This window comes from Sinorhizobium chiapasense, assembly GCF_036488675.1.
GTDB classification, from domain to species: Bacteria; Pseudomonadota; Alphaproteobacteria; order Rhizobiales; family Rhizobiaceae; genus Sinorhizobium; species Sinorhizobium chiapasense.
In genome coordinates this window covers 3702552-3716222 of record NZ_CP133148.1, presented here as the reverse complement: position 1 = coordinate 3716222, position 13671 = coordinate 3702552, and the positions used below count along the sequence as shown (strand labels likewise).

Annotated in this window: 12 protein-coding genes; 7 read left to right on the top strand and 5 right to left on the bottom strand. The window is 63.1% G+C overall.

The annotated features are described in order from the left end of the window. Window positions 1-81: 81 nt before the first annotated feature. The 5 genes from rplS to RB548_RS17780 all read left to right on the top strand — a co-directional run bounded on the left by rplS (window position 82) and on the right by RB548_RS17780 (window position 4960). Complete coding sequence (gene rplS, locus RB548_RS17800) at window positions 82-615, top strand: 50S ribosomal protein L19 (protein ID WP_136505385.1); 534 nt, start codon at window positions 82-84, stop codon at window positions 613-615. 129 nt (window positions 616-744) lie between these two features. Continuing rightward, window positions 745-1554 carry a basic amino acid ABC transporter substrate-binding protein gene (locus RB548_RS17795; RefSeq protein WP_331372543.1) on the top strand — a complete coding sequence of 270 codons (810 nt, stop codon included), beginning with the start codon at window positions 745-747 and terminating at the stop codon, window positions 1552-1554. A 70-nt stretch (window positions 1555-1624) separates the two neighbouring features. After that, on the top strand, window positions 1625-2443 hold the full coding sequence (locus tag RB548_RS17790; RefSeq protein ID WP_331372542.1) for an amino acid ABC transporter permease: 819 nt from the start codon (window positions 1625-1627) through the stop codon (window positions 2441-2443). Window positions 2444-2895: 452 nt separating this feature from the next. Next, window positions 2896-4305 carry a 3-isopropylmalate dehydratase large subunit gene (gene leuC / locus RB548_RS17785; RefSeq protein ID WP_331372541.1) on the top strand — a complete coding sequence of 470 codons (1410 nt, stop codon included), beginning with the start codon at window positions 2896-2898 and terminating at the stop codon, window positions 4303-4305. 109 nt (window positions 4306-4414) lie between these two features. After that, entirely contained in the window at window positions 4415-4960 is a 546-nt protein-coding gene (locus tag RB548_RS17780; RefSeq protein ID WP_331372540.1) for a SixA phosphatase family protein, read from the top strand. A 232-nt stretch (window positions 4961-5192) separates the two neighbouring features. Here the strand turns inward: RB548_RS17780 and RB548_RS17775 are convergent, their stop codons facing one another. After that, the gene (locus RB548_RS17775; protein ID WP_331372539.1) at window positions 5193-5741 is read right to left on the bottom strand and encodes a L,D-transpeptidase family protein; all 549 of its coding nucleotides are present in this window, start codon (window positions 5739-5741) and stop codon (window positions 5193-5195) included. A 144-nt stretch (window positions 5742-5885) separates the two neighbouring features. Here RB548_RS17775 and RB548_RS17770 point away from each other — a divergent pair, with 144 nt between their 5' ends. Continuing rightward, entirely contained in the window at window positions 5886-6569 is a 684-nt protein-coding gene (locus tag RB548_RS17770; protein WP_136505392.1) for a response regulator transcription factor, read from the top strand. A 55-nt stretch (window positions 6570-6624) separates the two neighbouring features. Next, entirely contained in the window at window positions 6625-7080 is a 456-nt protein-coding gene (locus tag RB548_RS17765; protein ID WP_331372538.1) for a cyclic nucleotide-binding domain-containing protein, read from the top strand. A 167-nt stretch (window positions 7081-7247) separates the two neighbouring features. Here RB548_RS17765 and RB548_RS17760 read toward each other — a convergent pair whose 3' ends face one another. The 4 genes from RB548_RS17760 to RB548_RS17745 form a co-directional block, all read right to left on the bottom strand. Continuing rightward, a complete protein-coding gene (locus RB548_RS17760; protein ID WP_331372537.1) occupies window positions 7248-8054 on the bottom strand; it encodes an exodeoxyribonuclease III in 807 nt (268 codons plus the stop codon). Window positions 8055-8385: 331 nt separating this feature from the next. Next, complete coding sequence (locus tag RB548_RS17755; RefSeq protein ID WP_331372536.1) at window positions 8386-9048, bottom strand: outer membrane lipoprotein carrier protein LolA; 663 nt, start codon at window positions 9046-9048, stop codon at window positions 8386-8388. Window positions 9049-9183: 135 nt separating this feature from the next. After that, complete coding sequence (locus RB548_RS17750; protein WP_331372535.1) at window positions 9184-11841, bottom strand: FtsK/SpoIIIE family DNA translocase; 2658 nt, start codon at window positions 11839-11841, stop codon at window positions 9184-9186. A gap of 401 nt (window positions 11842-12242) precedes the next feature. Next, window positions 12243-13670 carry an ammonium transporter gene (locus RB548_RS17745; protein WP_331372534.1) on the bottom strand — a complete coding sequence of 476 codons (1428 nt, stop codon included), beginning with the start codon at window positions 13668-13670 and terminating at the stop codon, window positions 12243-12245. Window position 13671 lies beyond the last annotated feature (1 nt).

The window sequence follows — 13671 nt, the reverse complement described above, 5'->3', positions numbered from 1 at the left end:
ACACGGCAAGGCTTGAAGGGAAATCCAACAGGCTGATCGAGAGCGCTCTGGCTGTTTCAGAAGAACGCAAAGGTTAGACCGATGAACATCATCCAGCAGCTGGAAGCCGAACAGGCCGCCAAGATCGCCGCAAAGCGCACCCTTCCCGATTTCTCCGCCGGCGACACCGTCCGCGTCAACGTCCGCGTTGTCGAAGGCAACCGTACCCGCGTCCAGGCCTATGAAGGCGTCTGCATCGCCCGTTCCGGCGGCGGCCTCAACGAAAGCTTCACCGTCCGCAAGATCTCCTACGGCGAAGGCGTCGAGCGCGTATTCCCGGTCTACTCCCCGCTCGTCGAGAGCGTCGAAGTGGTTCGCCGCGGTAAGGTCCGTCGCGCCAAGCTCTACTATCTGCGCGATCGTCGCGGCAAGTCGGCCCGTATCGTGGAAAACACCGGCACGCGCGCCCGCAAGCTGAACGAAGCCGAGCGCCAGGCCGTTGCTGACGAAAAGGCACGCATCGAGGCCGAAAAGGTCGCAGCCGCCCAGGCGCTTGCCGCCGAGAAGGCCGCAGCCGAGGCCGCTGAGGCAAAGGCAGCGGAAGAAGCAAAGGCAGCGGAAAACGCTGCGGAATAAGATTTCGACTCCTTGGAGTTGCGTGGAAAGGCGGCCTTGGAGCCGCCTTTCTTTTTGGCACTAACCGCTTGTCTTCCCCGCAAATTTTATGACATTTTCGGGCGCCACAATTTTCGGGAGCTCCTGCAAATGACAATCCGCCGCCACGTGCTTGCCGGCATCGCCGCAGCTTTTGCCGTCCCATTCGCATTCTCTGCGCCCGCTGTCGCGAGCGACCTGCCGGACCTCGGCGGCAAGACGGTTGTCGTCGTCACCGAGAACGCCTACCCACCGCTGCAGTTCGTCGATCCCAAGACCGGCCAGGCGGTCGGCTGGGAATATGACGCGATGAACGAGATCGCCAAGCGGCTGAATTTCAAGGTCGAGTACCAGAATACCAGCTGGGACGCGATGATCCAGGCGGTTTCCGACGGCCAGTACCAGGTCGGCATGACCGGTATTACGATCAAGGACGACCGCAAGGAAAAGGTCGACTTTTCCGATCCCTATATGCGCTCGCAGCAGTTCATGCTGGTGCGCGGCGACGAAGCCCGCTTCAAGGATGCCAAGAGCTTTGCCGCCGTCGAAGACGCGCTGATCGGCGCCCAACCCGGTACCTCGCCTTTCTACACCGCGGTCTATGAGATCCTCGACGGCAACGAGCAGAACCCGCGCATCAAGCTGTTCGAGACCTTCGGCGCGACCGTGCAGGCCCTGAAGGCCGGCGACGTCGACCTCGTGCTGACCGACAGCGTGGCCGCCAAGGGCTATGTCGATTCGTCCGAAGGCAAGCTCAAGGTCGTCGGAGAGCCGCTCGGCACCGAGGATTTCGGCTTCATCTTCCAGAAGGGCTCCGATCTCGTCGCTCCGATCAATGCCGCCATCAAGGCGCTGAAGGGGGACGGCACCTTCGATGCGCTGAACAAGAAGTGGTTCCTCGACTACAAGATGGGCGGCTGATCGCCGGAGCGGGATGAGGAAAAGTGTGCGGTTTTCCGCCCGCATCCCGCTCCAACTTATCGGAATCATGATGGCGCCAGTTAGATCCGACACTTCCGAAAAGGGCGACTATCCCTGGTGGCTGGTCGCCCTTCTCTTGATCGCCGCGGCGCTGGCCGCGGTCATCGTCACCAACGACGTCTTTTCCCAGGTTTTCGCCGTTGTCCTCAAGGGCATCGGTGTCACCATTTTCGTGACGCTGGTGGGCTTTGCGCTTGCGACCGTGCTCGGCCTCGGCGTGGCTCTGATGGCGCTTTCCGAGCATGTCGCGCTGCGCCAGACCGCGCGCTTCTACACCGAGGTGATCCGTGGCGTGCCGATCCTCGTCCTGCTTTTTTACATCGCCTTCGTCGGGGCGCCGGCGCTGGTAGTGGTCGCGAATTTCGCAGCCGCGCCCTTCATTTCGGCAGGCTGGGTGGAGCCGCTGGTGGTACGCGACATCTCGCTGATGTGGCGGGCGATCATCGCCCTGATGATTGGCTATTCGGCCTTCATCGCCGAGGTCTTTCGCGCCGGCATCCAGTCGGTCGACAAGGGGCAGGTGGAGGCGGCGAAGGCGCTTGGACTTTCGCGCTACCAGCGCTTTCGCCTCGTCGTCTTCCCACAGGCGATCCGCGTCATCCTGCCGCCGCTCGGCAACGATTTCGTGGCGATGGTGAAGGATTCCTCGCTGGTCTCGGTGCTGGGCGTCGCCGACATCACCCAGATGGGCAAGATCTACGCTTCCGGCTCGTTCCGCTTCTTCGAGACCTATTCCATCGTCGCCTATGTCTATCTCATCCTGACGATCAGCCTGTCGCTGGCGCTGCGGGCGCTCGAGCGGCGGTTGAGGCGGGCGGAGCGGCGATAGCGAGAAAACCCCTCCCCAACCCCTCCTCACAAGGGGGAGGGGGCCGGTGTCTGCCGCACCGGCAACGGACCACTTGCAACGTTTGAGCCAAGCGCAGACTTGCGATGGAGGTAGAGATGGCGCGGCAACGGAAGCCCCTCCCCCCCTTTGTGGGGAGGGGTGTTTCTCGGAGCGTTACTGAGGGGTGTGGGAAAGGGCGCTCATCGCTCGCCCCATCTCGTCGATTGCCGAACAGTCGAAAAATTGATATGAGCACGGCCATGGAATCCAAATTCGGATGTCGCGAACAGAAAATCGTCGTGCTGCAGGACCACAAGCGTCTGCCGGCACGCTTTTTCGCGCGGGTCTCCGGCGCGCTCACCAGCCGCCTATCCTGATCGTTGGATCAGTTTTTCCGGCTGCCCTGCTGCCGACCTTCTCCCATTTTCTGAAAATTCAAATGGAATATCGCCATGAGCGCACCGCGTACCCTCTATGACAAGATCTGGGACGATCATCTGGTCAACAGCCAGGACGACGGCACCTGTCTTCTCTACATCGACCGTCACCTCGTTCACGAGGTGACGAGCCCGCAGGCTTTCGAGGGCCTGCGCATGGCCGGCCGCCAGGTCCGCGCGCCGGAAAAGACGCTCGCCGTCGTCGACCATAACGTCCCGACGTCGCCCGATCGCCACCTCGGCATCAAGAACGAGGAGAGCCGCATCCAGGTCGAGGCGCTCGCCAGGAACGCCGCCGACTTCGGCGTCGAATACTACTCCGAGAACGACAAGCGCCAGGGCATCGTCCACATCGTCGGTCCCGAACAGGGCTTCACGCTGCCGGGCATGACGATCGTCTGCGGCGACAGCCACACCTCGACGCACGGGGCCTTCGGCGCGCTCGCGCATGGCATCGGCACCTCGGAAGTGGAACATGTTCTGGCGACGCAGACGCTGATCCAGAAGAAGGCGAAGAACATGCTGGTACGCGTCGACGGGCAACTGCCGCCGGGCGTCACTGCCAAGGACATCATCCTCGCCATCATCGGCGAGATCGGCACGGCGGGCGGCACCGGCCATGTCATCGAGTTCGCCGGGGAAGCCATCCGTTCGCTTTCGATGGAAGGCCGTATGACGATCTGCAACATGACGATCGAAGGCGGCGCTCGCGCCGGCCTGATCGCCCCGGACGAGACGACCTTCGCCTATATCAAGGACCGGCCGCGCGCGCCGAAGGGCAAGGCCTGGGACATGGCGCTCGAATACTGGAAGACGCTTAACACGGACGAGGGCGCCCATTACGACCGCGTCGTCGTGCTCGACGCCGCCAACCTGCCGCCGATCGTGTCCTGGGGTTCTTCGCCGGAGGACGTGGTCTCCGTGCAGGGCATCGTTCCAAACCCGGATGAAATCCAGGACGAGACCAAGCGCGCCTCGAAATGCCGTGCGCTCGACTATATGGGCCTGAAGCCGGGCACGAAGATCACCGACATCGCCATCGACCGGGTCTTCATCGGGTCCTGCACCAATGGCCGCATCGAGGACCTGCGCGCGGTTGCCAAGGTCGTCGAAGGCCGCAAGGTCGCCTCGACCGTTTCGGCGATGATCGTGCCCGGCTCCGGCCTCGTCAAGGAACAGGCGGAAGCCGAGGGCCTCGACAAGATCTTCAAGGAAGCGGGCTTCGACTGGCGCGAGCCGGGCTGCTCCATGTGCCTGGCGATGAACGACGACCGGCTGAAGCCGGGCGAGCGTTGCGCCTCGACGTCGAACCGCAACTTCGAAGGGCGCCAGGGTTTCAAGGGCCGCACGCACCTGGTTTCGCCGGCGATGGCCGCCGCTGCTGCGGTTTCCGGGCACTTCGTCGATATCCGCGACTGGAAATAAGCCGGTTTTGAGCTTTCCGGCATCTCAGGCCGCCCCTCGGGGCGGCCTTTTTTTATGCGTGCGACGGTGCGAGAATGGAATCATCGGCCGACAGATGAGGAACGCCCCCATGCCTGATGACGCCAGACCCCCGACACGCCGCCTCCTGTTGCTCCGCCATGGCAAATCCGCCTGGCCGGAGGGGGTTGCCGACCATCGCCGCCCGCTTGCCGGCCGCGGTCGAAAGGCAGCACCGGCAATCGGCGCCTTCATGGCGCGGCAGGAGCTGATCCCGGATCTCGCGCTCGTTTCGACCGCCCGACGCGCGCAGGAGACGTGGGAGCTGGTCGCCGAGGTGTTGCCGCACAAGGTTCCCGCCCGCGACGCCGTCGCCATCTATGAGGTCGCCGCCAAGGCGATGATCGACGTGATCCGCAAGGTGGAGCCGTCGGTCGAGAAGCTCATGCTCGTCGGACACAATCCGGGCATGGTGGAGCTTGCACTCCTCCTCGCCGGCGGCGGAGACGAGGTGGCGTTGGCGCGCATGCGCGAGAAGTTTCCGACGGCTGGGCTCGCCGTCATGGATTTCGCCATCGAGCAATGGTCGGAGATAGCGCCCGGCACGGGCCGGCTCGTTCAGTTCGTGACGCCGCGCATGCTGGACGACGGAGCGTAATGCGGCCGTCTCTGCATGCTTCCTTAAATCGGAATCGATTTAAGGACAAAATCATGCAGCAATTCGTAGTGCTACAGCGACCTTAGATCACGATGATTTTAGGTCGGAACGACCTAAAATCATAAACGTGATCGATTCTAAGAAGTTAGCGCGGGATGCGGGCGGAAAACCGCGCACACTTTTCCTCATCCCGCGCTAGCGCGTCCGATTGGAAGGGGCGGCGCTGTCGTTCCTACACCACCTTCACGATCGTCCCCTGGCGCATATGCCGAATCAGCCGTTTCATTGCCGGCAGACTGACCGCGACGCAGCCCTGTGTCGGCTCGTAGCCGGGGTGGATCAGATGGAAAAAGATCGCGGAGCCGGCGTTGCGCCGCCTTGAGAAAATGTTCCAGTCCATGACCAGGCATACGTCATAGAGGCCGTCGTCGCGCATCATCGTCTCGTGGCTCACCGCAAGCGGGGCTTTAGCGGGGCGGTTATAGGAGGCGTGCGCGGGATCGTCGCACCACAGCATGTCGCGGCGGGTGGCACGCAGCGGCAAGCGAGTCGGCGGCAACGAGATGCGGTCGCGGCGCATGTAACCGCCGATGAGCTTCATCGATGCCCGCGGCGTCGCGCCGTCGCCCTCGCGCTTGATCGCCGTCACGCCGCTTCGGCCGATCGCCGCCTGTTCCGTTCTGCCGTCGAAGCTGACAAGCGCGCGCCGGCGGTCGCGTGGCGCCATTCTGACGACGATCGTTGATTTTGGCGATCTTACTCCCGACGTTTTCTTGCGCATTATTCTCACAAAATTTTGCCTTGTGCGTGACTTGGTGGCGACCATAGGCATGGTTGCATTTATGACGGCGTTCAACGGCGGCCGGCTTGCCAAGTGCGGCATTTGAGCTAGTTTTGATTCAGGAAGCAAACAGGAATTGTCCCTATGGCGACACGCACCATTCTCCTTGTCGATGACGACAATGACCTGCGCGAAACATTGGTAGAGCAGCTTTCTCTCTATGAAGAGTTCGATCTCCTGCAAGAGGCAACCGCCGGCAAGGGGATCCAGGCGGCCCGTGCGCACCAGGTCGACCTGCTGATCATGGATGTCGGCCTGCCCGATATGGATGGCCGCGAGGCCGTCAAGCTCCTGCGCAAGGGCGGCTTCAAGGCGCCGATCGTCATGCTGACCGGGCACGACACCGATTCGGACACCATCCTCGGGCTTGAGGCGGGCGCCAACGACTACGTCACTAAGCCCTTCCGCTTTGCCGTGCTGCTCGCCCGCATCCGCGCCCAGCTTCGTCAGCACGAACAGAGCGAGGACGCCACCTTCAGCGTCGGTCCCTATACGTTCAAGCCAAGCCAGAAGCTGTTGACGATGGAGAATGGCCAGAAGATCCGCCTGACGGAGAAGGAAGCGGCGATCATCCGCTATCTCTATCGCGCCGATCAGAAAGTGGTCACGCGCGATGTCCTGCTCGAAGAGGTCTGGGGCTACAATTCGGGCGTCACCACGCACACGCTGGAGACGCATGTCTACCGGCTCCGTCAGAAAATCGAGCGCGACCCTTCCAATGCGGAGATTTTGGTGACAGAGAACGGCGGCTACAAGATCGTTCCGTAGCGTGGGATCGTGGAGAAGCGCCCGCTCCCTCAAGTGAGCTAGGAGACTTGCCGCCTTGGCACTCAACGACGACATCGCGCTTTTGTCCAATGTGGCGCTCTTTGCCGATATCAGCGAGGACAAGCTGAGGCTGATTGCCTTCGGTGCCGAGCGTCGCCGCGTGCTGAAGGGCCAGGAGCTCTTTCGCGAAGGGGCGCCGGCCGACTGTGCCTTTGCCGTTGCCGCCGGCAGTTTCACGCTTTCGAAGACGGACGGCGAGGGCCGCCAACAGCATGTGGCCACGGTCGAACGGGGCGCGCTTCTTTCCGAACTGGCGTTGATTTCGATGGTCGAGCGCAAGTTCACGGCGACCGCCGACGACGACAGCGAAGTCATCCGTATCAACCGCCCGCTTTTTCGTCGGATGCTGGAAGAATATCCGGAGGTGACCGCGCTTGTCGAAGCGCGCATCCGCGAGAATCTGCAGGCGATGATCCGGCGCGCCGAGGCGCTCGCCAGCCGCTTCGCGTAGCGGGCCGATTTGCGCCTCATCCGGCCTGCCGGCCACCTTCTCCCCGTTTTGACGGGGAGAAGGGACTCGCGGCGCTTTCATCCCCTCTCCCCGCCTGCGGGGAGAGGGCTAGGGTGAGGGGCCAATCATCGCGCATGCCGCGCTTACGGCGTGACTACAAAAGCGTCTCAAAGGGCGAAATGCGCGATCACCGGCACGTGGTCGGAAGGGCGGTCCCAGCCGCGTGCCTCGCGCAGGATGTCGATGCGGCTCAGTCTCGGCGCGAGATCGGCGGAGGACCAGATATGATCGAGCCGGCGGCCGCGGTCAGCCAACTCCCAATCCCTCGCGCGATAACTCCACCAGGTGTAGAGCTTTTCCGGTGGGGGCACGTGCTGGCGCATCAGATCGACCCAGGCGCCGCCCGTCATCACCGATATCAGCCCCTCGGTTTCGACCGGGGTGTGACTGACGATCTTCAGAAGCTGCTTGTGCGACCAGACGTCGTCCTCGAGCGGCGCGATGTTGAGGTCGCCGACGAGTATGGATGAGACACCGGCCTCGGCTTCGGCGTGCAGGAGCTTCATTTCATCGACAAAGTCGAGCTTGTGGCCGAACTTCGGATTGATCGTGCGGTCCGGCTCGTCGCCGCCGGCCGGCACATAGAAATTGTGCAGGCGTATCGTCTTGCCGCCGGCCTCGAAGACCACGGAGAGATGACGTGCGTCGCCGACGCCGCAATAGTCGCGGCGATCGGAAAGCTCATGCAGCGGCAGGCGCGAAACGGTCGCCACGCCGTGGTAGCCCTTCTGGCCGTGCATCTCGATGTATTTGTAGCCGAGGCTTTTGAGCGGCGACGACGGAAACTGGTCGTTCGGGCATTTGGTCTCCTGCAGGCACAGGATGTCCGGCTGCCATGTCTTCAGAAAGTGCTCGACCAGCGGCATGCGCAGGCGAATGGAGTTGATGTTCCATGTGGCGATGGAAAGGGTCATTCCGCGTTCCCTTGAAAGGATGAGTGCGCCGGCGGTCGAGCAGGGTGCTCCCGGCAATGCGTGCGCGTTTTTTAAGGGGTTGGACGACAATCGACAAGGCATGAAAAAGCCCGCGACGCTACTGCGCCGTGCGTCCTTTTAGACGCACAAAGGTCGCGGAAGCGCCTTGAATTGCTGCGATTATGCTTGGATCGACTTCGTCTGCCGGAGACGGCTTACCGCATGATTCCTTAAGTCGGAATCGATTTAAGGACAAAATCATGCAGCAATTCAAAGTGCTACAGCGACCTTAGCGCGTCCGATTGGACGCACGGCGCTGTAGCGTCGCGCTTCAGCCGCCTCGCTTGTTGCGCACTTCGTCGTAGGGGATGCGGAAAACCTTGTCGTCCAGCTGCATTCCGGTGCGAACGTTGAAGATCATCACCGAAGTATCCTTCTTCTGGGGATCGGTGATCGTCCATTGTCTGAGGTCGTAGGTCTTCGGGTCGAACATCATCGTGATGGTCGAATCGCCGAAGATCGAGCGATCTCCAAGCACGATGGTGATGAGGTCGGACTCTTCCCGGACGGCGCGCACCATCCTGCCGGTCAGGTCGATCCTCTCGCTCAGCAGCAGATTGAGCGGCGTCTTCGAGAGCGGATAGATGTCCCAGGTCTTCAGCTTCATGTTGCCGATGACGACCGACTTGCCGTCGGCGATCACCCGCATCGGCGAGGGGGCTTCGTAATTGAAGCGGATGCGCCCGGGGCGGCGGATGTAGAACTTGCCGCCCGTCTGTTCGCCGCGCGGTCCGAATTGCACGAACTCGCCCGCCATCGTCTTCACCGACGAAAAGTGATCGGCGATCCTCTGGGCGACGCCAGAGGCCTGTGCGGAGGCGTGCCGCGCATCGAGCGTCGTTCCGGCCATGCCCGCGAGAGCCGCCAGGCCGCAAACGAAAACGCGCCGCGAGATTGCCCTATTGCTGCCTTGGCCGGTTTTTGTCTCTGTCATCGCAGTCTCCTTCATTTCAGGATCATTTGAAGAGCAAGTGGGGCGCCTTCAAGGCGCAGCCCGATGCCGCAAGCGGCGTCGTTTCAAATGACCGTTACCGGCCGCGCGTCATGGCGGCCGGCGATGAGGGCCGGATTACCGGCCGGTGATTTCCGCCTCGGTCGGCACCAGGATCTCGCGCTTGCCGGCATGGTTCGCCGGTCCGATGATGCCTTCCTGCTCCATCCGTTCGATCAGCGAGGCGGCACGATTATAGCCGATACCGAGGCGTCGCTGCACATAGGAAGTCGAGGCCTTGCCGTCGCGCAGCACGATCGCCACCGCCTGGTCATAGGGATCGTCGGAATCGGCGAGGTTGGAGGTGCCGGCCGGTCCGCCGCCGTCCTCGTCCTCGCCATCGTCCTCGGTGATCGCATCGAGATATTGCGGCACGCCCTGGGTCTTCAGGTAAGCGACCACCTCCTCCACTTCCGTGTCGGAAACGAAGGGGCCGTGCACGCGCTGGATGCGCCCGCCGCCAGCCATGTAGAGCATGTCGCCCATGCCGAGCAGTTGTTCGGCGCCCTGCTCGCCGAGGATCGTACGGCTGTCGATCTTCGAGGTGACCTGGAAGGAGATACGCGTCGGGAAGTTGGCCTTGATCGTGCCGGTGATGACGTCGACCGACGGACGCTGGGTCGCCATGATGACGTGGATGCCGGCCGCGCGCGCCATCTGGGCGAGGCGCTGGACGGCGCCCTCGATGTCCTTGCCCGCGACCATCATCAGGTCCGCCATCTCGTCGATGATCACGACGATATAGGGCAGCGGCGTAAGGTCGAACTCCTCCGTCTCGTACATCGCTTCGCCCGTCTGGCGATCGAATCCGGTCTGAACCGTACGGGTAATCGCTTCGCCTTTGGCGAGCGCCTGCTCGACGCGGGTGTTGAAGCCGTCGATGTTGCGCACACCGATCTTCGACATCTTCTTGTAGCGCTCTTCCATCTCGCGGACGGTCCATTTCAGCGCGACGACGGCTTTCTTCGGGTCGGTGACGACCGGCGAGAGCAGATGCGGGATGCCGTCATAGACGGAGAGTTCCAGCATCTTCGGGTCGATCATGATGAGGCGGCACTGATCGGGCCTGAGGCGATACAGCAGCGACAGGATCATCGTGTTGATCGCCACCGACTTGCCCGAACCGGTGGTGCCGGCGACAAGCAGATGCGGCATCTTGGCGAGATCGGCGATGACTGGCTCGCCGCCGATCGTCTTGCCGAGCGCCATGGCGAGCCTCGTCTTGGTCGTCTCGAAGTCGCGCGAGCCGATCAGTTCGCGCAGATAGACCGTTTCGCGCCGCTGGTTCGGCAGCTCGATACCGATGGCGTTACGGCCCGGCACGACCGCGACGCGGGCGGCGATCGCGCTCATCGAACGGGCGATGTCGTCGGCAAGGCCGATGACCCGGGAGGATTTTATGCCCGGCGCCGGCTCCAGTTCGTAAAGCGTAACCACGGGGCCAGGGCGGACATGGATGATCTCGCCCTTGACGCCGAAGTCCTCCAGCACGCCTTCAAGCATGCGGGCGTTCTGTTCGAGTGCATCGGACGAGAGCGAGGGATCGCGGGCAATGTTCTTCGGCTCGGCGAGGAAGTGCATCGGCGGCAGGGTGAAGTCGCCGTCATCTTCGACAAACGAGCGCTGCGCCTCGCGTTCGACGCGCTGGCCCGATTTGGGGCGCGGCGCCGGCGACGCGACGCGCGATCCGGGCGTGGCGAGCCCCGGCCTTGGTGGGGCAGCTCTTGGCGCCCAGTCGCCGGCAATATCATCGTCGTCGTCCGGCAGGATGCCCGCCGGGCGGCGCGGCTCGTCGAGATCGAAGGGCGGATCGTCGTCGCCGTCGGCCATGATCGGCGGCGGCGCGACGACGCGGCGTTCGGCGCGGTCGAGGGAAGGCTCGACACGGTCGGCCAGCGGCTTCGGCCGCACGGGTTCGTTCAGCGTGCCGAACTCATCATTGTTGAAATCGTAGGGTTCGTCGTACTGGCGTTTGGCGTTTCGCGTGCCGCTCATGCCGAAGGCGCGGCGCACACGGGCCTCCAGCGTGAAGCGCATATGGGCGAGCGAGCCCATGAACAGCGTGAAGGGCCCTCCCGCATCCTCGTCCTCGAGCTCCTCGCCGATGGTGCGGGCCTTGCTCGGCACGACTTCCTCGGCCAGCTCTTCTTCCTGCTCCTCGCTGACGCCGATGAGGCCGGCGCTGTAGATCAGGCACCAGGCAGCCGGGACGGCGAAAAGGCAGGCGAGAACGGTCGCGAAGGTGCCGGTCGGGAAGGCACCGGTGAAAAGGGCGGGGAAGCGCAGGATCATGTCGCCGAAAACACCGCCGAGACCGTTCGGAAGCGGCCAGGTAATCGGCGCCGGAACGCAGCTCAGCGCCGCGCCCGCGAGTGCGGAGCCGACGAACCAGAGGCCGAGACGTTTGAAGACCTTGTCGAACGGCTTGCCGCCGATGAGGACAAGTGCCCAGGCGACCGCGGGAAGCAATGCGACGACGCTCGCCAGCCCGAAGAACTGCATGAAGATGTCGGCGAAGGCCGCACCGGCATAGCCGAGCACGTTGGTCGGCTCGTTCGAGGTTGCGTAGGAGAAGCTCGGATCGGACACGTTCCAAGTCGACAGCGCGGCGACGGCAAGCGCCAAAGCGCCGAACAGGGCAAAACCTGCCAGCGACGTGATCTGGCGCCAAACGAAGGTGGCCAGCACGAACCGGTTGGAACGGCTGTCAAGCGTTGCGGGATTGCTTCTGCTCATGTTGCCTGTTGCCCGTGTCGATCCTTCGGAGCGTCGCGCGTTCATGGGTAGACCATGGGGACGTCCCAGTAGCTTGATTCCGGAGCATCTCGCCCAAGTTCGAACGCTGTGCGTGCGAGCGGGATGCCTCGGGCACATTGCGTGCCATGGAATCAACCTACGCGGAGTAGGGTTAATGCGACATTAACCATGAGCGTGTGCCGCCAAAATTGAGCAATTCCAGGAAAAGTGTGTAACGGTTTTCCGTCCGCAATTGCGTAGGCTCAAGGAACGAGCACGGCCGGCGCTGTCGGACAAAAAAGGCCCGGATCTTTGAGGATCCGGGCCAGCGGCGGTCCGCAATAACCAGACGGACCGCGACGGGACTGTCGGCGGCGCCGCTTTCCCGGCGCCGCAATTCATTAGCTCGCGTGGTAGGCGGCTTCGCCATGCGAGGAGAGGTCGAGACCCTCACGCTCCGCTTCGACCGAGACGCGCAGGCCAACAATCGCATCGACCACCTTGTAGAGGATGGCCGAGCCGATACCGGACCAGACGACGGTGACGAGGACGCCCTTGAGCTGCGCCCAGACCTGCGTTGCCGTGCCGGCATAGCCAGCGGCGAAATCGGCGGTCGAATAGTCGACGATGCCTGCGCCGCCGAGCGCCGGGTTGACGAGGATGCCGGTTCCGATCGCGCCGAGGATGCCGCCGACGCCGTGGATGCCGAACACGTCGAGGCTGTCGTCATAGTTGAACTTGTTCTTCACCACGTCGACGAAGAAGTAGCAGACCGGAGAGACGACGAGGCCGAGCACGATCGCGCCCATCGGGCCGGCGAAACCGGCAGCCGGCGTGACGGCGACGAGGCCGGCGACGGCACCCGATGCGCCGCCGAGCATGGAGGCCTTGCCGCGAACGAGCGTTTCAACCACGGCCCAGGAGATGATTGCGGCGGCTGTTGCGAGGAAGGTGTTGATCATGGCGAGCGCCGCATAGGCGTTGGCTTCCAGGTTGGAGCCGGCATTGAAGCCGAACCAGCCGACCCAAAGCAGCGAGGCGCCGACCATGGTGAGCGTCATCGAATGCGGAGCCATGATCTCCTTCTTGTAGCCCGTGCGCTTGCCGAGCAGGATCGCGCCGACGAGACCCGCAATACCGGCATTGATGTGGACGACGGTGCCGCCGGCAAAATCGATGGCGCCGAAGGAGAAGATCAGGCCGGTCGGGGCCGTATAGGCGCTCGGACCGCCCCAGAACCAGACCATGTGGGCGATCGGGAAGTAGACGAAGGTGACCCAGAGGACAACAAACAGGACGACGGCCGAGAAGCGGATGCGCTCGGCGAAAGCGCCGACGATCAGCGCCGGCGTGATGCAGGCGAAGGTCATCTGGAACACCACGAAGACGTATTCAGGAATGAACACGCCCTTCGAGAAGCTTTCCGCGAGCGTCGTCGTGTCGACGCCGGCAAGGAACATCTTCGAGAAGCCGCCGACGTAGGAGTTGAGCGAGCCGCCATCGGTGAAGGCCAGCGAATAGCCGTAGGTCACCCAGATGATCATGACGACGGCGGTGATCATCAGAACCTGCATCAGGACCGAGAGCATGTTCTTGGCGCGCACGAGACCGCCGTAGAAGAGCGCCAGGCCCGGAACGGTCATCAGCAGCACGAGAATGGTCGACAGCAGCATCCAGGTGGTGTCGCCCTTGTCCGGAACAGGGGTTGCCGCAGCGGCCTCGACGGCGGCAGGAGCCGCCTCCTGGGCGAAGGCGATGACCGGCGCAAAGAGGGCGGCAGCGGTTGCACCCACGCGTCCGAGAGAGGTGGAAAGTTTGAACGATGACATG